General features: G+C 72.5%; 20 protein-coding genes and 2 pseudogenes. 12 read left to right on the top strand and 10 right to left on the bottom strand.

Translation table 11 applies throughout. The features are described from left to right. The first annotated feature begins 91 nt into the window (after window positions 1–91). Entirely contained in the window at window positions 92–781 is a 690-nt protein-coding gene (locus AQJ58_RS03945) for a YoaK family protein (protein ID WP_067244758.1), read from the top strand. Window positions 782–944: 163 nt separating this feature from the next. Here AQJ58_RS03945 and AQJ58_RS03940 read toward each other — a convergent pair whose 3' ends face one another. After that, window positions 945–1,502 carry a CGNR zinc finger domain-containing protein gene (locus AQJ58_RS03940; RefSeq protein ID WP_067244756.1) on the bottom strand — a complete coding sequence of 186 codons (558 nt, stop codon included), beginning with the start codon at window positions 1,500–1,502 and terminating at the stop codon, window positions 945–947. Between the two features lie 99 nt (window positions 1,503–1,601). Between AQJ58_RS03940 and AQJ58_RS03935 the strand changes: the two genes are divergently transcribed. After that, the gene (locus AQJ58_RS03935; RefSeq protein ID WP_234359946.1) at window positions 1,602–2,477 is read left to right on the top strand and encodes an alpha/beta fold hydrolase; all 876 of its coding nucleotides are present in this window, start codon (window positions 1,602–1,604) and stop codon (window positions 2,475–2,477) included. Here the strand turns inward: AQJ58_RS03935 and AQJ58_RS03930 are convergent. Next, window positions 2,464–3,699: a cytochrome P450 gene (locus tag AQJ58_RS03930; RefSeq protein WP_067244752.1), complete on the bottom strand. Its 1,236-nt coding sequence runs from the start codon at window positions 3,697–3,699 to the stop codon at window positions 2,464–2,466. The two genes, AQJ58_RS03935 and AQJ58_RS03930, sit on opposite strands and share 14 nt — an antisense overlap. Window positions 3,700–3,872: 173 nt before the next feature. On the opposite strand from AQJ58_RS03930, the gene AQJ58_RS03925 reads away from it, so the two are divergent. The 4 genes and pseudogenes from AQJ58_RS03925 to AQJ58_RS03910 all read left to right on the top strand — a co-directional run. After that, window positions 3,873–5,042, top strand: a complete 1,170-nt coding sequence (locus tag AQJ58_RS03925) for a steroid 3-ketoacyl-CoA thiolase (RefSeq protein ID WP_067244750.1) — start codon at window positions 3,873–3,875, stop codon at window positions 5,040–5,042. A gap of 603 nt (window positions 5,043–5,645) precedes the next feature. Next, on the top strand, window positions 5,646–6,125 hold the full coding sequence (locus tag AQJ58_RS03920; protein ID WP_067244749.1) for a hypothetical protein: 480 nt from the start codon (window positions 5,646–5,648) through the stop codon (window positions 6,123–6,125). Then, on the top strand, window positions 6,122–6,475 hold the full coding sequence (locus AQJ58_RS03915; RefSeq protein ID WP_067244747.1) for a hypothetical protein: 354 nt from the start codon (window positions 6,122–6,124) through the stop codon (window positions 6,473–6,475). Before AQJ58_RS03920 ends, AQJ58_RS03915 begins: the two co-directional genes overlap by 4 nt. Window positions 6,476–6,990: 515 nt before the next feature. Continuing rightward, window positions 6,991–7,641, top strand: a pseudogene (locus AQJ58_RS03910) (site-specific integrase); the annotation flags it as partial. A 1-nt stretch (window position 7,642) separates the two neighbouring features. Here the strand turns inward: AQJ58_RS03910 and AQJ58_RS44210 are convergent. Then, a pseudogene (locus AQJ58_RS44210) lies at window positions 7,643–7,882 on the bottom strand (hypothetical protein); the annotation flags it as partial. A 240-nt stretch (window positions 7,883–8,122) separates the two neighbouring features. Then, a complete protein-coding gene (locus AQJ58_RS03905) occupies window positions 8,123–10,174 on the bottom strand; it encodes a bifunctional glycosyltransferase 87/phosphatase PAP2 family protein (protein ID WP_067244745.1) in 2,052 nt (683 codons plus the stop codon). Window positions 10,175–10,553: 379 nt separating this feature from the next. On the opposite strand from AQJ58_RS03905, the gene AQJ58_RS45820 reads away from it, so the two are divergent. Continuing rightward, window positions 10,554–11,852, top strand: coding sequence for a DUF2330 domain-containing protein (locus AQJ58_RS45820; protein ID WP_067244743.1), 1,299 nt, complete (start codon window positions 10,554–10,556; stop codon window positions 11,850–11,852). 118 nt (window positions 11,853–11,970) lie between these two features. Then, window positions 11,971–12,642 carry an O-methyltransferase gene (locus tag AQJ58_RS03895; protein WP_067244741.1) on the top strand — a complete coding sequence of 224 codons (672 nt, stop codon included), beginning with the start codon at window positions 11,971–11,973 and terminating at the stop codon, window positions 12,640–12,642. Between the two features lie 23 nt (window positions 12,643–12,665). On the opposite strand, the gene AQJ58_RS03890 is transcribed toward AQJ58_RS03895, so the two are convergent. Further along, complete coding sequence (locus tag AQJ58_RS03890) at window positions 12,666–13,058, bottom strand: hypothetical protein (protein ID WP_067244739.1); 393 nt, start codon at window positions 13,056–13,058, stop codon at window positions 12,666–12,668. Window positions 13,059–13,181: 123 nt separating this feature from the next. Here AQJ58_RS03890 and AQJ58_RS03885 point away from each other — a divergent pair, with 123 nt between their 5' ends. Further along, on the top strand, window positions 13,182–13,625 hold the full coding sequence (locus AQJ58_RS03885; protein ID WP_067244738.1) for a DnaJ family domain-containing protein: 444 nt from the start codon (window positions 13,182–13,184) through the stop codon (window positions 13,623–13,625). Here AQJ58_RS03885 and AQJ58_RS03880 read toward each other — a convergent pair. Further along, a complete protein-coding gene (locus AQJ58_RS03880) occupies window positions 13,589–14,158 on the bottom strand; it encodes a hypothetical protein (protein ID WP_067244736.1) in 570 nt (189 codons plus the stop codon). The genes AQJ58_RS03885 and AQJ58_RS03880 overlap by 37 nt on opposite strands. A gap of 6 nt (window positions 14,159–14,164) precedes the next feature. Further along, complete coding sequence (locus AQJ58_RS03875) at window positions 14,165–14,803, bottom strand: hypothetical protein (protein ID WP_234359945.1); 639 nt, start codon at window positions 14,801–14,803, stop codon at window positions 14,165–14,167. 185 nt (window positions 14,804–14,988) lie between these two features. Between AQJ58_RS03875 and AQJ58_RS03870 the strand changes: the two genes are divergently transcribed. Beyond that, entirely contained in the window at window positions 14,989–15,480 is a 492-nt protein-coding gene (locus tag AQJ58_RS03870; protein ID WP_067244734.1) for a GNAT family N-acetyltransferase, read from the top strand. Here AQJ58_RS03870 and AQJ58_RS03865 read toward each other — a convergent pair. Beyond that, window positions 15,473–17,539, bottom strand: coding sequence for an MDR family MFS transporter (locus AQJ58_RS03865; RefSeq protein ID WP_079078728.1), 2,067 nt, complete (start codon window positions 17,537–17,539; stop codon window positions 15,473–15,475). The genes AQJ58_RS03870 and AQJ58_RS03865 overlap by 8 nt on opposite strands. A 153-nt stretch (window positions 17,540–17,692) precedes the next feature. On the opposite strand from AQJ58_RS03865, the gene AQJ58_RS03860 reads away from it, so the two are divergent. Beyond that, window positions 17,693–18,772, top strand: a complete 1,080-nt coding sequence (locus tag AQJ58_RS03860; protein WP_067244730.1) for a peptidoglycan-binding domain-containing protein — start codon at window positions 17,693–17,695, stop codon at window positions 18,770–18,772. Between the two features lie 44 nt (window positions 18,773–18,816). On the opposite strand, the gene AQJ58_RS03855 is transcribed toward AQJ58_RS03860, so the two are convergent. Next, complete coding sequence (locus AQJ58_RS03855) at window positions 18,817–19,470, bottom strand: HAD family hydrolase (RefSeq protein WP_067244728.1); 654 nt, start codon at window positions 19,468–19,470, stop codon at window positions 18,817–18,819. A gap of 310 nt (window positions 19,471–19,780) precedes the next feature. Further along, on the bottom strand, window positions 19,781–20,362 hold the full coding sequence (locus AQJ58_RS03850; protein WP_067244727.1) for a TMEM165/GDT1 family protein: 582 nt from the start codon (window positions 20,360–20,362) through the stop codon (window positions 19,781–19,783). 390 nt (window positions 20,363–20,752) lie between these two features. Between AQJ58_RS03850 and AQJ58_RS03845 the strand changes: the two genes are divergently transcribed. After that, window positions 20,753–21,397 carry an HNH endonuclease family protein gene (locus AQJ58_RS03845; RefSeq protein WP_067244725.1) on the top strand — a complete coding sequence of 215 codons (645 nt, stop codon included), beginning with the start codon at window positions 20,753–20,755 and terminating at the stop codon, window positions 21,395–21,397. The last annotated feature ends 49 nt before the right edge of the window (window positions 21,398–21,446 follow it).

Raw genomic sequence — 21,446 nt, 5'->3', positions numbered from 1 at the left:
GCACCCAGCGCCGGCCCCTGAGGCGGCGGTCCCCGATCCCGGGAACCGCCGCCTTCGCCGTTTCTCCACACCGGCGTGGTCCACTGGGCCGGTGACCACCGAGCCCGGCGCGAAGGACCCCGAGGCACGCGGCGTCCGCCTCACCCCCGTCCTGCTCGTCCTGACCGCGGTGAGCGGCCTGATCGACGCGATCAGCTATCTCGGTCTCGGTCATGTCTTCACCGCGAACATGACGGGCAACGTGGTCGTCCTCGGTTTCGCCGCGGCGGGCGCCCCCGGCTTCTCCGCCGGCCACTCGGCGGCCTCCCTCGCCCTCTTCCTCGCGGGCGCGGCGACGGGCGGCCGGGTCGCCCGGCGGGTCGGCGACGGCTCCCGCCGCACGCGGGCCCGGATCACGTTCGCCGTAGAGGCCGTCCTGCTGGCCGGCGCCTCGGCCGTCGCCTTCGTCACCGCCGAGCACGGCCGGGTCCGGATCTACGCGGTGATCGCGCTCACCGCCTACGCGATGGGCCTGCGCAACGCGGTCGTGCAGAAACTCGCCGTGCCCGGCCTCACCACGACCACCGTCCTGACGATGACCCTGACCGGCCTGGCCTCCGACTCGTCCGCGGGCGGCGGCCCGGGCGGCCGCACCGTCCGTCGTACGGCGGCCGTGATCGCGATGTTCGCCGGAGCGGCCCTGGGCGCGGCCCTGGTCCTGCGCCACAGCCTCGCGCTCCCCCTGCTCCTCGCGGCCGCGACCTCCGGCTGCCTGGCGCTGCTGGCGTCCGGACGGGAGTGAGCGCGCACCCCCGCGGCGCCCCTGGCCCCGCGCCCTCGCCGCGCCCCTGGCCCCGCACCCCCGCCGGACCCCTGACCCCGCACCCTCGCCAGACCCCAGGCCCCCACCCCCGCCGGGCTTCCTGGGCCTACCGGACCTACCGGACTTACCGGACCTATCGCGGCTAGCGGACCTTGTGCCGCTGATAGTGCCGGGCAACCCGGACCCGGTTGCCGCAGCGCGTGGGCGAGCACCAGCGGCGGCGCGGATGCGTGGGCAGGAAGAGCATCACGCAGTCCTCGGCCTCGCAGGTGCGGATCCGGGCGATCGCCGGGTCGGCCAGCAGACGGGCGGCGTCCTCGGCGAGGCAGGCGGCCAGCCGCAGGCCCGGTGAGCCCTCGCGGCGCCGTACGAGGGTGACGGCTTCCCCGTCCCACACCGCCTCGTCGATCGCGGGCGCGGCGCGCTGCGCCCGGTTGAGCGCCTCCAGGTCGGCGGACGGGGGCCGCTCCCCCCGCCGGACGTGGTCGAGGGCGCGGGCCACCTGCTCGCGCACCGCGCGCACGGCGGCCAGATCGTCGGCGCCGGCCTGGGCGGGGACCGCCTCCGGGAGCCGGTCGGCCTCCTGCTCCCACCAGGCCAGCAGGTCGGCCGGGCGCACGAGCAGATCACCCGCGAAGGAACGGGTGTTGACCAGGTCCAGCGCCAGCGGTTCGCCGATGAGGGGCACGAGATCACTCACGCCTCTAATGCTACCTCTCCCCGTTGACCTATTAGTCAGGCGGGCGATACGGTCCCCTCGTCGCACCTAATGCATGAACCGGCAATGGAAGGATTAGCCGTGCTCGTCTCTCCCGCCCGCACACTCCACCGCCACCTCGACGTCGACGGGGTCCGCGTCTTCTACCGGGAGTCCCTCCCGGACCGCACCGACGCGCCCGCCCTCCTGCTCCTGCACGGCTTCCCGTCCGGCTCCCACCAGTTCCGCCGGCTCATCGACGTACTCGGCGGGCACTACCGGCTGATCGCCCCGGACTATCCGGGCTTCGGCCACACCGAGACCCCCGAGGGCTTCACCCACTCCTTCGACCGCCTGGCCGACATCACGGAGGGCTTCCTGCGGCGCCTCGGTCTGGACCGGTTCGTGATGTACGTCTTCGACTTCGGCGCGCCCGTCGGCTTCCGGATCGCCGAACGCCACCCGGAGTGGATCGCCGGGCTGGTCGTCCAGAACGGCAACGCCTACGAGGAGGGCCTCTCGGAGGCGGCCCGCGGCCTCGTCGCGCTCACGCCGGGGGCGCCGGGCGCGGAGGACGCCGTACGGGGCATGCTCACGCTCGCCGGGACGCGCGGGCAGTACGAGACCGGCGTGCCGGACCCCGAGCTGATCGCACCCGACGGCTGGACCCTGGACCAGCACTTCCTGGACCTGCCGGGCCGCAAGGAGGCCCAGGTCGCGCTGGCCTTCGACTACCGCTCCAACGTCGAGCGGTACGACCGCTGGCAGGCCTGGCTGCGCAAGGACACGCCGCCCGCGCTGATCCTCTGGGGCCGCCACGACCCCTTCTTCCCCGAGCCCGGGGCGCGCGCGTACCTGCGCGACCTGCCCGACGCCGCGCTGCACCTGTTCGACACCGGGCACTTCGCGCTGGAGACCCATCTGCCGGAGATCGCCCCGCTGATCGCCGGCTTCCTGGACCGGCTCAGCCCGCGGTGACCCGCAGCTCCTTCACCCCGTTGATCCAGGCCGACCGCAGCCTGCGCGGATCCTCGACGAGCCGCAGCCCCGGCAGGACGTCGGCGACCGCGTTGAAGATCAGGTCGATCTCCAGGACGGCGAGCGACTTGCCCAGACAGAAGTGCGGTCCGCCGCCGCCGAACCCGAGGTGGGGGTTGGGGTCCCTGAGCACGTCGAACTCGTCGGGCCGGTCGAACACCTCCGGGTCGTGATTGGCGGAGGCGTAGAAGATCCCGACCCGGTCGCCCTTCCTGATCTGCTTGCCGCCCAGTTCGGTGTCCTGGGTGGCGGTGCGCTGGAAGGAGACGACGGGGGTGGCCCAGCGCACGATCTCCTCGGCGGCGGTCCCGGGCCGGCGCTCCTTGAACAGCTCCCACTGCTCGGGGTGGGTGAGGAAGGCGTGCATCCCGTGCGTGATCGCGTTGCGGGTCGTCTCATTGCCCGCGACGGCGAGCATGAGCACGAAGAACCCGAACTCGTCGGAGTTGAGGTTGCCCTCGTCCGAGGCGGCCACCAGCGTGCTGACGATGTCCTGCGCCGGGCACTGCTTCCGCTCCGCCGCCATGTTCATCGCGTACGCGATCAGCTCGGCGGCGGACTGCTGGCCGACCTCGGCGGTGATGGCGTACTCGGGATCGTCGTACGCGATCATCTTGTTGGACCACTCGAAGATCTTGGCCCGGTCGTCCTGGGGTATGCCGATCAGCTCGGCGATGGCCTGCAGGGGCAGCTCACAGGCGACGGAAGTGACGAAGTCGAAGGCGCCCTCGTGGGCGCCGGCGCCCTCGGCGATGGCCCGGGCCCGCTGCCGCAGCCGGTCCTCCAGCCCCCTGATGGCGCGGGGGGTGAACCCGCGCTGCACGATCTGCCGCACCCGGGTGTGTTCGGGCGGGTCCATGTTGAGCATGATGAACCGCTGGGCGTCGATCGACTCCCGCCGGATGTGCTCGTTGAAACGGATGATCGCGGTGTTGAGGTAGGAGGAGAAGATCTCGGGGTGCGTGGACACGTACTTCACGTCCGCGTGCCGGGTGACGGCCCAGTACCCCTCGTCCTGGAAACCGGCGGCATTGCCCGACTGCGGGATCCAGCGGACCGGTTCGGCGCGCCGCAGCTCGGCGAACTCCGGCAGGGGCACACGGTGTTGCAGCAGGTCGGGGTCGGTGAAGTCGAACCCGTCGGGAAGCGCTGGACAGGGCATCGGCGGCTCCAGCCAGAGGGCAGCTTTTCTGACGGTTCATCAGAAATAGATTGCCGAGAAGGTAGTTCAGACCACGGAAGGCTGCAAGACCCTTGCGGTGACGCACATCACGTCCGCAGACTGCTCGGAAGAACTAGAACACGTACTAGTTCCTCGGAGGAGGATCCGCACCCATGGCCGCCGAACCCGTGATCGTGGAAGCAGTCCGCACCCCCATCGGCAAGCGCGGCGGCGCGCTGGCCAACCTTCACCCCGCCTACCTCCTGGGCGAGACCTACCGCGAGCTCCTCGGCCGCACCGGCATCCCCGCCGACGCGGTCGAACAGATCGTCGGCGGCACGGTGACCCACGCCGGCGAGCAGTCCATGAACCCGGCCCGCACGGCCTGGCTGACCATGGGCCTCCCCTACGAGACCCCGGCGACGACGGTCGACTGCCAGTGCGGCTCCTCGCAGCAGGCCTCGCACATGACGGCGAACATGATCGCGGCGGGCGTCATCGACGTCGGCATCAGCTGCGGCGTCGAGGCCATGTCCCGGGTGCCGCTCGGATCGGGCTCCAAGCACGGCCCGGGCAAGCCGTTCCCGGAGGAGTGGAACGTCGACCTGCCGAACCAGTTCGAGGCGGCGGAACGCATCGCTCGCCACCGGGGCCTGACCCGGGAGGACGTCGACCGGCTGGGGCTGCTGTCGCAGCAGCGGGCGGCCGTCGCCTGGTCGGAGGAACGCTTCAAGGAGGAGACCTTCGCGGTCCAGGTCCCCACCACCGAGGAGGAACAGGCGTCCGGCCAGGGCATGTGGCGCCTGGTCGACCGGGACGAGGGCCTGCGCGACACGACGGCCGAAGCCCTCGCCGGCCTCAAACCGATCATGCCGACCGCCGTCCACACCGCCGGCAACTCCTCCCAGATCAGCGACGGCGCGGCAGCCATCATGTGGGCGTCGAAGCGGATGGCGAGGGCACTGAAGCTGAAGCCGAGGGCCCGCATCGTCGCCCAGACGCTGGTCGGCGCGGACCCCCACTTCCACCTGGACGGCCCCATCGACGCGACCCGCGCGGTCCTCGGCAAAGCGGGCATGTCACTGAAGGACATCGACCTGATCGAGATCAACGAGGCCTTCGCCTCGGTCGTCCTGTCCTGGGCGAAGGTCTTCGACCAGAACCTCGACAAGGTCAACGTCAACGGCGGCGCCATCGCCCTCGGCCACCCGGTCGGCGCGACGGGCGCCCGCCTCATCACCACGGCCCTGCACGAACTGGAGCGCACGGACAAGGAGTTCGCCCTGATCACGATGTGCGCGGGCGGCGCGGTGGCGACGGGGACGATCATCCAGCGGCTGTAGTCCGGGCGGGGAAGGCGGAAAAACCGGCGAGCACGGGCGCGACGACCGGGCCCGCCGGGTTCGTGGAGTCGCGGGCGGCGACGGCGGAGGGGGTTCTCCGGTGATCTCGACGCGGTCGCCGCCCCGGTCGATGCTGTAACTGGACATGCACCAGTTGCTCTCCATCGAGGAGCGGGCATGCCTTGACTGTGCCCGGATCGCATGGAGCGCGGCCTTCCAGCGCATGGTCCAGCGTTTGCGTGCGGTACTGGCCAAGTTCAAGGTGCCCTGCTCGGCCCAGCGCCGTGTGTGCGGCCCCGGCAACGAAGCCGTCGGACAGGTGCACGCTGACCTGGGCGCTCTCGATCCGCCCTGCCGTGCCGGTGGACTGCCGCTGGACACCGACGGTCTTGGTGGCAGGGCTGAGGCCTCGCGGCGGCTCGGCCGTCCGCCGGTCCGGCAGTGTGGGCCAGGGCGGGGCGGGAAGGGTTCGCCGCTCGGAGGGGCAGGCTTCGCTCCCCGTCGGAGGCGACGCGCCGACAGCCCGTTTCTGGTCACCTGTAGAGCAGCGCCCGGACCGCTACCCCCTGTCCGAGCCAGGACATCCGAGCTACTGTGGATGTCATGACGACGGCCTACGAGGACGTACCCTTCAGCGAGCTGCTCCACCACCCCGCTGCCACCGCCCGGCGCCTGGACGCGGTCCGCGCACTGCGCCTACGCCGACGCGACGCGGGCGACCTGGCGCTCATCCGCGCCGACCAGCTGGAGCAGGACTCCACCGTGGTCGACTTCACCGCCCGCCTGCTCGCAGGGCTGGTCCGCACCGAGAACACCGCCGCACTGCGACAGGCCCTGCCTGATGCCCTGCCCTGGTCGGTCTTCCTCCCAGAGGACGACGTCGAGGCAATGCTCGGCGAACTCGTGGACACCGCCCGCGGGGCCGCCGCGCTGGAAAACCTGGCGCCCATCGCACTGCTGCTGGCCCAGTGGCGGCACAGTGCCGAGATCTACGCCGACCCAGCCCTGCATGCCATGCTCACCCGCGAGCCCGAAGGCGACCTCGGCCCTGTCCCCGTAGCCGAAGGCAAGACCGCCGAGTGAGCCCCAAGCGCGGTGACCGCGCAGCCCCACCCCCGATCGGCGACGAATTCGACCTACGCTTCGCCAACACCGAGGCGGCCAACGGCTGGGACCACCTCTCCCGCCACGCCGCAGGCAACCTCCGCCGCGCTTTCGACAAGATCCGATCCGCTCCGCGCGCCGCCGACGACCCCGAGCGCCACCACCGCCTCAAGGGCAAGCTCGGCTACACGGTGTGGAAGGGACAGACGCTGGAGCGCTGGCAGTACGAGGTCACCGGCGGCGGCCGCATCTGGTACCTGGTCGACGACGCCAACCGAACCGCCTGGATCACCTACGCAGGCACCGGACACCCCAAAGCCACCGACTGATCCCCCTTCACTTCCTGTCCACCTGCCGCAGCCACGATCCGCGCGGGTGTTGGCGCGGCCTTGGGCCGGTGGCCTGCCCGATCCCGGGCCCCGCCCCCGGGCAAGTTGGCGGTCCGGGGGCTTTCAGCGGCTCGGCGCTCGACTTCCGGGGCGGCCCTCGGTCGGCATGCGGCGGGGCTGGTGCGTCGGTCAGTCCGGCAGCGCGGGGGTCGGGACGGAAGAGCCTCCGGCCGACGGCCAGTGGCCGGGAGCTTCACGCTCCCCTGCCAGAGGCAACGTCGGCCACCGCCCTCGGTGAGCCTGGCGATGTACGCGAATGGTCGGCCCCCTGGCCGGCCCTGTGCCTGCGATCCGGCCGTAGGACGGTCGTGGGCGACAACTTGCTGTGCGACGTCAAGGGCTCCAGCGCCCACAACGTGCGCCCGGCGGCACCAAGTCAGCTCCCGCTCGCGCCCGCGTCTGGCCGTCTGCCTGCGCCTCGCGCGGGCGTCGGCTGCTCGCCCGACGGCGGGTCGATCGGCGACGGTGGCCAGCTCTGGCGGGCAGGACAAGGAGCGCAAGACCGCAGGGCCAGCCTGGCAGGACAGCGCACCACCCGCAGAGAGGCGGCCGACAAACTCACCGAAAAGATCGCCGCCAGCAGCCGCGGCCTCCCCGTCGCCACCGCCGACAGCACGGTCGGCGACTACCTGACCTACTGGCTGAACGGCGTCGCTGTCCACCGGCTTCGGGAGAACACCCACGCCCGATACGCCGCCTGCATCCGTCTCCACCTCATGCCCGGCCTCGGCACCAAGAAGGTCGCACGGCTGACCGCCAAAGACGTGCGCACCTTCCTCGACCGCCTGCGCACCACGTGCCAGTGCTGCACCCAAGGGCTGGACGCCGAACGGAAGAGCTGCTGCGCGGTCGGCGAGTGCTGCCAGAAGCGGCTGTCCCCGTTGACCGTGACGTACGGGCACTCGGTGCTCAAGTCGGCGCTGGAGCACGCTATCCGCGAAGACGATCTGCCCCGCAACGTCGCCCGGTGTGTCAAGGCCACCGCACCTCGTCCTCGGCGATTCCGACCGTTCACCGCAGCCGAAGCCCGCCAGTTCCTCGCTGCAGCCCGCACCGATCGACTGCACGCGGTGTACGCACTTGCCCTGCGCACCGGCCTCCGCAAAGCTGCCAGCCGCCACCCGGCTTGGGCACCCGCACAGGAACGACCGACTCCTCAAGTGTGAAGGTCAATCCATCGGGGTTGGCGTAGACCGTGGTCCGGTCCGTGCGCTCTCCCGTCACCTCCACGCGCTCACCGGACTCCTGTGCATCAGAAAGCGCCTGTTGCGCCTCGGTGAGGGTCGGGGCATCAGACTTACCGGGTGCAGCGGCCACTTGGGAGGAAGGTGCCACCAGCAGGACCATCACTGTGGTGAACCCGGCCGTTAAGGCCACTACAGACGTTCTCCAGTCATGCCCATGACATGGCAGCTTCTTCCTGCCACCTTGCACCGACACCACGGACCCCCCGCTCCAGGCGCACAAGATCTTCAAAATCCGAACGTATTCAAACCCTCTTCTAACCTTGAGTCAAGCAATCATCACGGGGCGCACTCGAGCGGTCCGCCGACCCCGTAGGTTCCTGCGGGTGCTGCCCCGTCGAGATCAGCCGCTCGCGGTCGGTTGTCTCGTCGCCGGGACCGCGTCCGTGCGGGCCGGGAGGTCGGCCGTGCGGGCGCGGGGGCCCATCAGGGCGTACGACAGGCCGAAGCCGGCCAGGACGACCACCGCGCCGCCCGCCGCGTCGAGGACCCAGTGGTTGCCCGTCGCGACGATCGCCGAGACCGTGAAGAAGGGGTGCAGGAGGCCGAGGGCCTTCATCCACCAGCGGGGGGCGACGATCGCGATGACGAGCCCGCACCACAGGGACCAGCCGAAGTGCAGGGACGGCATCGCCGCGTACTGGTTGGTCAGGGCGGTGAGAGTGCCGTAGTCGGGCTTGGAGAAGTCCTGGACGCCGTGGACCGTGTCGATGACGCCGAGCGCGGGCATCAGGCGCGGCGGGGCCAGCGGGTAGAGCCAGAAGCCGACCAGGGCCAGCAGGGTCGCGAAGCCGAGGGACGCGCGGGCCCAGCGGTAGTCGACCGGGCGGCGCCAGTACAGGACGGCGAGGACGGTCAGCGGCACGACGAAGTGGAAGGACTCGTAGTAGAAGTCGAAGAAGTCGCGGAGCCAGCCGACGCCCACCACCCAGTGGTTGACCGTGTGCTCGATGTCGATGTGCAGGAAGCGTTCGAGGTCGAGGATCTGCTGGCCGTGAGCCTCCGCGCGGACCCGGCCCGCGGAGTTCGAGCCGCCCGTCGCCGCCAGCCGGACCTGCTGGTACGCCGCGTAGGTCACACGGATCAGCAGCAGTTCGAGGAGGAGGTTCGGACGGGTCAGGACGCGCTTGAGGAACGGCAGCAGCGGGACCCCGCGCAGCCGTGCGGGGACCGGGGGCGCGTACTCGGTGGGGATCGGGGCGCGGTAGTAGGGCGAGGTCCGGGAGAGGAACGGGACCACCGTCGCCGCGGCGACGGCCGCGAGCAGGACGGCGTTGTCCCGCAGCGGGTAGAGCGCCGACATGTTCGGCAGCATCATGCGCGCCGGGAGGGTCATGACGAGGACGACGGCGACCGGCCAGACGTACCGGTCGGAGGCGCGCTTGCCGACGCGTCCCACCACCGCGAGCAGCACCCACAGCAGCTGGTGCTGCCAGGTCGTCGGGGAGACCGCGATCGCCGCGCAGCCGGTGAGCGCCACCGCCAGCAGGAGCTGGCCGTCGCGGGCGTAGCGGACCGCCCGGCGCACGCCGAGGACGGCGACGGCCGCGCCGAGCGCGAGGAACAGGCCGATCTCCAGCGGGCCGGTCAGGCCGAGGCGCAGCAGGGCGCCGTGCAGGGACTGGTTGGCGAGGGCGTCCGCACTGCCGCCGAGGCCGACCCCCGCCATGTGGTGCACCCAGTAGGTGTACGAGTCGTGCGGCATCGCCGCCCAGGCGAGCGCGGTGAGCCCGGCGAACGTCGCACCGGTCGCGGCGGCGGCCCGGCGGCGGCCGGTGAACCACAGCAGGGCCGCGAAGAGCAGCACCGTGGGCTGGAGCGCGGCCGCCACGCCGATCAGCGCGCCGCCCGCCTTCTGGCCCCGCACGACGAAGCAGCCGAGCAGCACCAGAAGCACCGGGATGATGCTGGTCTGGCCGAGCCAGAGGGTGTTGCGCACCGGCAGCGACAGCATGAGCAGGCTGATCGCGACGGGCGCGGCGAGCAGGGACGTACGTCTGCTCACCGGCTGCGGCAGGGCGCGCGCGGCCACCAGGCCGAGGGCGACGACCAGGAGCAGCGTGCCGAAGGTCCAGCCCCAGCCGAGGGCCTGTTCCGCCGCCTTGGTGAGCGGCTTGAGGACGAGTCCCCCGAAAGGGGTGCCCGTGAAGCGCGTGGAGTCGTAGAGCGAGCCGTTGACGTGCAGGACGCCGTTCGGTCCGACCCAGGTCTCCAGGTCCGTCAGCCGTTCCCCGCGCGGGGTGCCGAGGACGACGGCCACCTGGCGTACGGCGAGGACCGCCGCGAGCATCCAGAGGCCCAGACGGGCCACGCGCAGCCGTGCCGCCCTCGCCGTGCCGACCGCCGTCGCCCCGAAGGCCTCCGCCGGTCGCCCACTGTGCTCCGCATTCGCCACGCCTCGTCGGCCTCCCGCCCCGTGCGTCCCACGCGTCTTCGCGTGGGTGTGTCCTGAACGAACCCTATGAGGCTCGAGCCGCCCCCGGAGAGAGACGCAGGCCATCCCCGCTTCACCTGACGTCGACTCTCCTTTTGTCCGGAAGACGATAGTGCGCCGGGGGCGAGGTTGCCTCCGCGGGGCGCGATGTGGGTCACGGCACGGCCGGAACTGGCACTTCGCACGAACGGAACGGCCGGTTCAGCCGTACCGTCGTACGCCCGTACGACACTGAGGGCAGCGGGACGGCTGCGTGCGGTGAAGAGGGGCAGCGGCGGGCATTGACCGGCATCGGCGGACGGCGACGGACGTCGACGGACCCACGGAGGGGCTGCGGCACATGGGCGGCTTGGTCGGCACGATCGGTTCACCGAGGGAGCGCGCAAGAGCGCGCGCGGAGCGGCGGGGCGCCGGGGCACGGCCGCACGCGCGCGTCCTCGCCGTCCTCCTGGCGCTGCTGGTGCTGCTGGCGCTCCAGCTCGGGTCGCTCGCCGCGCACCGCATGGAGCCGGCGTCCCGGATCGGCGGCGAGCGGCCCCGCGTCTCCTTCGCGGGCCGGGTCGGCGCCTCGGCCGGCGGCCCGCTCGGTGACCTGGCCCGGGGCACGCCGTTCCGGACGGCCGTCGCCCAGGAGTTCCCGCGCCCCGCGACGATCTCCGGGGACCACGCGCTGCGCCGGGCGTCCGCCGACACGACGTTCCGGCAGGCGATCCACGAGGACCGGCTGCTCAGGGTGCGGGGCATACCGGTGTGGCTCCTGACGGTGATCGCCGGCCTCCTCGCGACCGCCGCGGTGTCGATCACCTTGGCCCTCCACAGACGTCACCCCCACCGATCCCCCCGCCAGGGTGCGGATCCGGGCGGGGCGCCCGGTGAAGAAACGGGTGGGGTGGCCGGTTTCGGGGTGGGCCGGGTGGCGCGGTGGTGGGGCGGTGCTCGGGCGTGGTCGTGGCGGCGGGCCGCCCCGGTCGTGCCTCCGGTGCCCCGCACCCGACCCACCGCGACCGGTGTCCCTCGGGTGCCTCCCATGGCCACGGCTCACCCCACCGCGGCCCGTGCCCCTCAGATGCCTCCCATGCCCACCGCTCGCCCCACCGCGACCGGTGTCCCTGAGATGCCTCCCACGCCCACGGCAGGCCCCACCGCAGCCCGTGCCCCTCAGATGCCCCCCATGCCCACCGCTCGCCCCACCGCGGCCCGTGCCCCTCAGACGCCTCCCATGCCCACCGCTCGCCCCACCGCGACCGGTGTGCCCCCGAGGCCGGACGCACCCCCCGTGCCGGACACGCCCCCCATGCCGGACGCGCCCCCCGTGCCGGCCGCACCCCCCGTGCCGGCCGTTCCGCCCATGCCGCCCAGCTCGCAGGCGGTCCCGCAGCCCCGGGCGGCCGGGCGGCACGCACAGTCCGCGCAACGGCCGCAGCGGTCGCGTCGGTCGCAGTGGTCGCAGTGGTCGCAACGAGTCCTTCCGGGGCAGACCCGGCAGAGCCGGCAGAACCCTCGGACGCCTCCTCCGCCGCCGCTCCGGCCGCCGACCGTGCAGGAAAGCCCCGCCGCACGCCCACCCGGCACGCCCCCGCACTCCCCCGCGCCCCCGAAGCCCTTCACCCTTCCCGTGATGCCTGGGCCGAACGGGTGAATTCGTGGGGCGGGAAAACGGAGCCGGTCCGCTGGGCGGGAACCCGGGCGCGGCGGCGCGCGTTGACAGGACCGGTCAGCGGTGCTGACCGGTCGCAGGCACACGGGAGGCAGAGCGCATGAGCGAGTCGCAGGTCTGGGAGGCCGTCGACGCCTACTTCACCGACCACCTCGCCCCGGACGACGAGGTGACCGCGGCCGCCTTGCGCGACAGCGAGGCCGCCGGGCTCCCCGCGATCAACGTCACGGCGAACCAGGGCAAGCTGCTCCAGCTGCTCGCCGAGATCCAGGGCGCGCGGACGATCCTGGAGATCGGCACCCTCGGCGGCTACAGCACGATCTGGCTGGCCCGCGCGCTCCCCACCGACGGCCGGCTGATCTCGCTGGAGTACGACCCCCGGCACGCGGAGGTAGCCGTCCGCAACATCGCCCGGGCGGGCCTGGACAAGGTGGTGGAGGTGCGGGTCGGCGCGGCCCTGGAGTCGCTGCCCCGGCTGGCCGACGAGAACCCGCCGCCGTTCGACCTGGTCTTCATCGACGCCGACAAGGCCAACAACCCCCACTACCTGGAATGGGCGCTCAGACTCACCAGCACGGGCAGCCTGATCGTCGTGGACAACGTCGTCCGCAGCGGCCGGGTGGTCGACGCGGGCAGCACCGAAGGGGACATCCGGGGCACCCGCGCCGCGATCGAACTGATCGGTTCCCACCCCCGGCTCAGCGGGACCGCGGTCCAGACGGTGGGGTCCAAGGGCTACGACGGTTTCGCGCTGGCCCGCGTCCTGGCGTAGCCCCTCCGGCGGCCGGGGACGGGCTACATCTCGTGGTAGAAGCCCACGTTGACGCTGCGAGGCCCGGTGCGGTCGATGACGACGATCTCACCGGAGCCGCCGCGCGGCAGCGGCACCGTGCCGCCGTACGCGACCTGCTGGGCGTACTCGCCGACCAGCAGCCGCACTTCGGAGGACGGCTCGTCCTGGGAGCCGCGCAGCCAGGAGACCTGCCAGGTGCCCTCGGGGCCGCACAGGAACTCCAGGTGCACCCGGGAGACGAACAGCCAGTCCTCGGGCGTCACGAGACGGCACACGGACTTGTCCCGGCCCACCCGCAGCACGGCGCCCGGGTCACTGGGCGCGTCGGCCATGAGCATGCCGGCCGTGGCACCCTCTTCCGCCCCGGAGACGGTGGCCATGGTGAGTTCGAGCACATGCGCTCCTTCATGAAGCCGTGACGCGACGGCTGGTGACGACTGGAAAAGCCGCTGAACAGTGTTTGCACAGCGGCGGCATGATAAATCGCCCGGCCCGGTCACGTCCGGCACAATGGAGGCATGACCGAGCGAAAGCCACCCGGTGTCCCGTTCGAGTCGTGGGTCGACAAACAGATCCGTGACGCCGAACGGCGTGGGGAGTTCGATCAACTGCCGGGCGCGGGGAAGCCGTTGCCGCCGGGCACCGACACCGTGTACGACGAACTGTGGTGGATCAAGGCCAAGATGGCCCGGGAGGGGCTGTCGGTGCTGCCTCCGACGCTCGCCCTGCGCAAGGAGGCGGAGGACGCCCTCGCGGCGGCGTACGCGGCGCCCTCGGAGCGCATCGTCCGGAAGATCATCACGGACGTCAACGTCAAGCTCCGGGACATGATGTTCAAGCCACCGCCCGGCCCCCCGCTGGGCATGAAGCCGTACGACGTGGAAGCGGTCGTACGGGAGTGGCGGGAGCGCCGGGCGGCGACGGATCACACGTGCAGGAGCCGCTCCGACAGTTCGCGGTAGTCGCGCAGGGCCAGCCGGAGCTGTTCGGTGTCCGGTGCGGTCGCCTCGCTCTCCCGGTCCGCGGGCTGCCACGAGCCGCGCAGGGTGCGGCGACGGCGGTTCACGGCGTCGGTGACGCGCTCGGCGAGTTCCTCCAGTACGTGGTCGGCCTCCGCGACGGCGTCCCGGGGTCCGTCCACGAAGCCGACGACGGCGTGCCGCATCCGCGAGGCGAGCTCGTCGCACTCCTCCTGCGGCAGCAACGCCGTGGTCGCTCCCGTCCCCGTCGTCTCTGCCGTCCTCGTCGTCTCTGCCGTCCCTGCGGTCGCTGCCATCCCCGAGGTCTCTTGCGGTCGTGCGGTCGCTGCCATCCCCGCCGTCCCGCCCGCGACTGCCGTCTCGGACGGCCGGCCCGCCGGGGCGGGCGCGGTGGTACGGGAGCGCACCGCCGCTCGTGCCTTCTCCAGCGGGGTGAGCGGCCGCCGGCTCTCCGCGTCGTGCGCGTCCCGCGCGTCCTGCGCTTCCCGGGTGGCGTCCCGGCTCATGTCGGTCATCGCGTCTCACGCTTCCTTCGTCTGGCGCCGGTGCCGGCGGGGCCGGCCCAGCAGGTCGTCGAAGAGGGCGCGGGCCTCGACCATGGCGGCCCGCAGGTCCTCCGTGCCGGGCGCGGAGCCGAGCCGCTCGACCGCCGTCGGGTCCGCTCCGGCGGCGCCTCCGCCGCTCCCGACACCGGCCCGCGCCCCCGCCGCCACCCGGTGCACGCGCCGGTAGCCGTGGACGTGGTCGGCATGGTGGACGGTGAGCGCGGCGAGCTGGTCCTCGTACCGGGTGCCGTCCGGGAAGCCGCGGGCGCCGGCCACCTCGGCCAGGAGCCGGTCGGCCTCGGCGACCGCCTCCCGCGGGGAGTCGACGAACCGCTCCTGCGCGGCCGTCCAGCGGCTCTCGAACCGCTCGCGCTCGGCGGCTTCCAGCGGCCGTTCACGCAGCCCGCCATGCCGCTCCACGAGCCCGCCGAGTTCCCGCTCGGCCGCCTTGACGTCTCCGTCGTGCCGGGCCACGGCCCGGTCGTACTCGGGCCCGAAGCGCTGCTTCAGGCTCCGTCCGCCGTGCGCGCCCCTGGCCCGCACGAACAGGATCGCCGCCACGGCGACGACGGCCGCCGCGGCCACGATCAGAGCGATGATCACGCCTGTGGACATGGTTGCCTTCCGGTGTGTCGGCCCCTCGGGCCGGTTCCCGTTCCGGGTTGCCCGTGGGCCCCCTCCCAAACGGGTCCGGCGGCGGGGCGCCCGCCGCGCAGGACACGGGAAAGGCGACGGGAGGCGTGGCCGGAGCGCGCATAACCGGTTGCGCGCCCCGCCCACGGTCTCCGCAGGATGAGCGGATGACCTGGACCGTAGCCCCGGAACCCGCCGACTCCGCCGTCGCCGCCGCCCTCTGGCGGGAGTACTACACGGAGGTCAGCGACCGCTGGTACCTGCTGCACGAGGGCCACCGCACCGACCCCGGCGAGCTGGAGCGGGAGATCGCCGCCCGGACCTGGGCGGAACTGACCCCGCCGGGCGGCCGGTTGCTGGTGGGGCGGTACGACGGTGAGCCGGGCGGCTGCGCGGGCGTGCTGCTGCTCGACGCGGCGACCGCCGAGCTCAAGCGGGTGTTCGTACGGGAGGGGCTGCGCGGGAAGGGCGGGGCACCGCTGCTGGTGCGGGCCGCCGAGGACGCCGCCCGCGCGCTCGGGGCCACCCGGATGATCCTGGACACCCGCAGTGACCTGGTCGAGGCACGGGCCCTGTACGCGCGGCTGGGCTACACGGAGACCGCACGGCACAACGACGACCCGTACGCCGAGCACTGGTTCACCAGGGGGCTCATCTGATCCCGGGCTCCGGCCGTCCCTCGTGCGGCTGCTCGCGGTCGGAGCCGCACAGCTCGTCGTTGAGTTCCCTGACCAGCTGCACCAGGTCGGTGGGCCGGTCGGGGCCCCACCAGTCGCCGAGCAGCTCCGCGAGTGACTCCTCCCGTACCCGGGCCAGGTCCTCGGCGACCTCCCGGCCCCGCGCGGTGAGCTGCAGGTCCAGTCCCCGGCGTACGGCGAGCCGCCGTTCCTCGAGCTGGCGGGCGGCCTCGATGACCACCGGGAACGGGACGGTGGTCCGCTCGGCGAGCACACCCGGCTCGACGCTGCCGTACCGCTTCATCCGCAGCAGCAGCCAGCTCGCGGCCGGGAGGAGGTCGTGCCCGGCGCGGGCGGTGATCGTGCGGTAGACCTCGCGGCGGCCCTCGCGGGTGCCGAGGACGGAGAGCGCCCGGCACACCTCGTCGTAGGAGGATCGTTCGACGGGGTTGCTGGCGAGGGTCTCGGTGACGTCGGGCGCGGTGACCGAGCCGCGCAGCGGGTCCTCCTTCAGGAACCAGGCCAGGACGAAGCCGAGCAGGGCGACGGGGGCGGCGTACAGGAAGACGTCGGTGATGGCGGACGCGTACGCGTGCAGGGCCTGCGGCTGGAGGGAGGAGGGCAGCTCGGCGATGTCGCGCGGGTCGGACTCGAGGCCCCGCACCGAGACACCGGAGGGCAGCTCGGCGCCCCGGAACGCGTCGGTGAGCTTGTCGCCGAGGCCGTGGGCGAAGACCGTGCCGAAGACGGCGACGCCGAAGGAGGCGCCGATGGAGCGGAAGAAGGTGGCGCCGGAGGTGGCGACGCCGAGGTCCGCGTAGCCGACGGCGTTCTGCACGATCAGGACGAGGACCTGCATGACCAGGCCGAGCCCCAGCCCGAAGACGAAGAAGCAGGTGCTCATCTCGCCCGTGGAGCTGTTCTCGTCGAGCTGGTGCAGCAGGAGGAGGCCGATCGTGGTGACGCCGGTGCCGAGGACCGGGAAGACCTTCCAGCGGCCGGTGCGGCTGACGATCTGTCCGGAGCCGGTGGACGACAGCAGCATGCCGGCCACCATCGGCAGCATGTGCACCCCGGACATGGTCGGGGAGACGCCGTGCACGACCTGGAGGAAGGTCGGCAGATAGGTCAGCGCGCCGAACATCGCGAAGCCGACGATGAAGCTGATGACGGCGGAGAGCGTGAAGGTGCGGATGCGGAACAGCTTGAGCGGCAGGACGGGTTCGACGGCCCGCCGCTCCACGGTCACGAACACGGTGGCGAGGGCGACGCCGAGCACCGCGAGTCCGGCGATCTGCGGCGAGGCCCAGTCCCAGGTGGTGCCGCCGAGCGAGGCGACCAGGACCAGACAGGTGGCGACGGAGGCGATGAGGAGGGTGCCGAGGTAGTCGATGACGTGCCGGGTCCCCCGGCGAGGGACGTGCAGGACGGTCGCGATGACGGCGAGCGCGACGACGCCGACGGGCAGGTTGACGTAGAACACCCAGCGCCAGCTCAGATGCTCGGTGAACAGGCCGCCCAGCAGCGGGCCGAGGACACTGGTGGTGCCGAACACCGCGCCGAACAGGCCCTGGTAGCGGCCGCGTTCGCGGGGCGGGACGATGTCGCCGACGATCGCCATCGACAGCACCATCAACCCGCCGCCGCCGAGCCCCTGGAGCGCCCGGAAGGCGATCAGCTGGGGCATGTTTTGCGCCATTCCGCAGAGGGCCGAGCCGATGAGGAAGAGCACGATCGCGGCCTGGAAGAGTTTCTTGCGCCCGTACTGGTCGCCGAGTTTGCCCCACAGCGGGGTCGCGGCCGTCGACGCGAGCATGTACGCGGTGACGACCCAGCTCAGATGCTCGAGACCGCCCAGGTCGCTGACGATGGTGGGCAGGGCGGTGGACACGATCGTCTGGTCCAGGGCGGCGAGGAGCATGCCGAGCAGGAGGGCGCCGATGGAGACGAGGACGTTTCCGGACACGTGTTCCTCACGTGGATCCGCGGTCCTGCTGTGCGCGTCCAAGGCCATGGATACCTCCTGAGGCTGTCGTGCCATGTCCATCGTGATCGGTGTGACCGGTTATGGCCTCCCGAGTCCTCGCGGGCACCGAGGGAAAACCCGACGGCACGCGGCATTCCCGGGCGGGGCGCGTCGGCCGTGTGGAGGATCTGCATAGACTCGGGAGTTCTCAGGGGGAGGGACGAACACGTGAGCGATCGGACGGGTTGGCCGGGGCGACCGGGGCCGCCGCACGGGCATCCGTGCCCCGAGTGCGGGGCGCTGCGCGCAGCCGACAACACCCCGTCCTGCACCTGCGCCCGGCGTGCGTCCGACGCCCTGCGCGACACCCGTACGGCGGAAGCGGCCGCGGCGGAGGACTTCGACCCCCTGCGGATACGGCCGTACGTCGAGCTGGAGGAAACGCCTGCCGCCGGTCGGCCGGGGGCCGGAGGCGCCGGGACGGGGAACGCCGTCGACGCGACCATGACCCTGCGGGCGGTGCCCGGCGCGGAGGCGACCGCGCCGCCGGGGGCCTCGCCTGCCTCCGACGCGACGATGCGGCTCCCGCGGGTCCCGCCCGTGCCACGGCCGTTCCGGCGGGGTCCGTCGGCAGGTGAGCCCGGCCGTGCCGAGGCGGCGGGCCGGCCCGGTCCTGGGGACGCGGAGCCGGTGCGGGGGCTGCGACGGCGGGTCCTGGTGATCGCGGCCACCGGTGCCGCCGTGGCGGTGGTGGCCGCGGCCGGGTTCGCGAGCGGTCTGTTCACCTACGAGAAGCCGACGCGGGACGGGGCCGCCCCGAAGGACGTACGGGCCTCCGTCCCCGACTCCTCGGCCAGCGCGGCCTCCGCGTCCGCCCCGCGCGAGACCGTCTCCCCCTCGGAGTCGAGCGCCCCGCCACCGCCCGCCGCGCACGGCGAACGCCCCTCACCGACCCCCGCGGAGTCGAGCGCCTCACCCTCGGCCGCACCGTCGGCCACGGCGAGCACGACGGTCCCCACGGCCCCCGCCACGGCCACCATCGGCACCGACCGTCGGGCCGACGGCGGCCGCCAGACCATCGCCACGCCCGTCCTGCGGCTGGGCGACAAGGGTGACGAGGTCACCGAACTCCAGCTCCGGCTCGCCCAGTTGTCCCTCTACGACGGCGAGGCGAACGGCACCTTCACCAGCGAAGTGGAAACCGCCGTGCGCACCTACCAGTGGGCCCGCGGCCTCCAGGAGGACGAGCCGGGCGTCTACGGCGCGGCAACGAGGGCAAGCCTGGAGTCGGAGACCAAGGAGCCGTAGAGCGGCGGGGCCGCGGCGGTGACCGGCAGCAGGGGCCGGCGCCCCTACCCCACGTGAATCCGCACTCCGCCCGCCACCGTCTCCACCCGCACCTCGCGCAGGTCGCGCACCACCGCGTCCGGTCCGTGCAGTCCGGCCCGGGCGCCGACGCCCACGACGCGCATCCCGGCGGCGCGCCCGGACTCGATGCCGGCCCCGGAGTCCTCGAACACCACGCAGTCCTCCGGCGCGATCCCGAGTTCGGCCGCGCCCTTGAGGAAGCCCTCCGGGTCCGGCTTGCTCGCCCCCACCGACTCCGCCGTGATCCGCAGCGCGGGCAGCGGCAGCCCCGCCGCCGCCATCCGCGCCGTGGCCAGCGGTACGTCCGCCGAGGTCACCAGCGCGTGCGGCACGCCCTGCGCGATCAGGGAGGCGAGGAACTCCGGCGCGCCCGGCACCGGCACCACACCGTCCAGGTCGGCGGTCTCCTCCGCGAGCATGCGCGCGTTGTCCGCGAAGTTCTGCTCCATGGGCCGGCCGGGCAGCAGGACGGCCATCGAGGCGTACCCCTGGCGGCCGTGGACCACCTGCATGACCTCGTCGCCGTCCAGCCCGTGCCGCTCGGCCCAGCGCCGCCAGATGCGCTCGACGACGGCATCGGAGTTCACCAGGGTGCCGTCCATGTCGAGCAGAAGGGCACGGGCGGACAGGACCGGCATGAGCAGCTCCCCACGAAAGCGTCGTACGAGCCAAGGCGGCCCCGCCCGCCGGTCAGGGAAAACGGGCGGGAGCCACTTTGTTCACCCACGGTACAAAACAAGGGGCGTCCACCGCCACCCGCCCCGGAAAGCGTTCACCGAGCGTTCAGCTCGACGCAGGGGCCGACATCCGCCCCGGCGCCCTGGCCCGGACGGCCCGGACGGCCCGGACGGCCTGGACGGCCTGGACGGCCTGGACGGCCCGGACGGCCCGGACGTGGGGGACGGCGCGGAGGGGCCCCGCCCCCGCCCGGCGCCCGGCGGACCCGCCTCAGCCCGCGATCGCCTCCCACAGGCTCCACACGCCGAGCGCCAGCATCAGCAGCGCGGCGATCCGCGTGATCAGCTTCAGCGGCACCCGCTTCATCAGCGCCTTCCCGCCGACGATCCCGAGTCCGGCCACCGCCCACAGCGCCAGCACCGCGCCGAGGCCGACGGAGAGGGGGTCGTCGTAGCGGGCGGCGAGGTTGGCCGTCATGATCTGGGTCAGATCGCCGAACTCGGCGACCAGGATCAGCATGAACCCGGCGCCCGCGACCTTCCAGAACGACTGGTTCTCCGGTCGCCGGACCTCCTCCTCACTCTCGTCCTTCCTGAACAGCAGCACCGCGGCGCCGCCCAGGAACAGCACGCCCGTCAGCGCGTGCACGATCTGCTGCGGCAGCAGGGTGAGCACGCTGCCGGCCGCCACGGCGAGGACGACATGCAGGGCGAAGGCGGCGGCGACGCCCGCGAAGACGTAGGAGGCCCGGTAGCGGGTGCCGAGGACGAGACCGGCGAGCGCGGTCTTGTCGGGCAGCTCGGCCAGGAAGACGACGCCGAAGACGAGCGCCGTGACGGTGAAGCTGATCAAGGTTCCTCAATCGGTCGGGGGCTGCCCCACCGAGAGTTCCGCGCACTTCGCGAGCAATGACACCTCGGCACGGCAGCACACGGCATCCGTGCCGTGGGGCACGGATGTGCACTGCTTTGCCGAAGGTCTCGCTGGCCGGCCCGGGAACGGGCCTGCCTCCGGGCGCCGGCTCAGACGAGCTGAGCAGTATGTCGACGGTCCGGCGAAGAGCTACTCCCCTTCTGCTCCCCCCAGTGTACGAGAAAGCGGCAGAGATCATTTCGCCGTGCACCTTGTCATGTCATGTACGCGTCACTAACTTCTTACCGCGCACACATCTCCGCGCAATGCGGCGCGACGAGCATTCCCCTCGCCCGCGCCCCAACACCCCCGCTCCTCAAGGGAGTTCGCATGCCCAAGTTCTACGCGCGTCGACGCCTGAGCATACTCGCGGCACTCACCGGTCTCCTGGCCTCCGCCGCGCTGTTCGACTCCCCCACCGCCTCCGCCGCGCTCCCCACCCCGGTCAGCGCGGCCACCGCCCGCAGCTACCTCGCCTCGCTCACCGTCGCGGCCGAGAACCGTACCGGCTACAACCGCGACCTGTTCCCGACCTGGATCACCATCAGCGGGACCTGCAACACCCGCGAGTACATCCTCAAGCGGGACGGTACGAACGTCGTGACCAACTCCGCCTGCACCGCCACCAGCGGCAGCTGGTACTCCCCCTACGACGGTGCCACCTGGACCGCCGCCTCCGACCTGGACATCGACCACCTGGTGCCGCTCGCCGAGGCCTGGGACTCCGGCGCCGGCGCCTGGACCACCGCCCAGCGCCAGGCGTTCGCCAACGACATCACGCGCCCGCAGCTCCTCGCCGTCACCGACAACGTGAACCAGTCGAAGAGCGACCAGGACCCGGCCGAGTGGATGCCGTCCCTCACCTCCTACCGCTGCACCTACGTGCGCGCCTGGGTGCAGGTGAAGTACTACTACGGCCTGTCCGTCGACTCCGCCGAGAAGTCCGCGCTCACCAGCTACCTCGCGAGCTGCTGACGCGCGCCCGCGCGGCGGGCCGGCGACCGGACGACCGGTGCCGGGCCCT

The sequence above is a fragment of the Streptomyces sp. DSM 15324 genome (genome assembly GCF_001514285.1).
GTDB lineage: Bacteria > Actinomycetota > Actinomycetes > Streptomycetales > Streptomycetaceae > Streptomyces.
The sequence above is the reverse complement of the archived record's forward strand: the minus strand, read 5'-3'. Positions and strand labels throughout refer to the sequence as shown.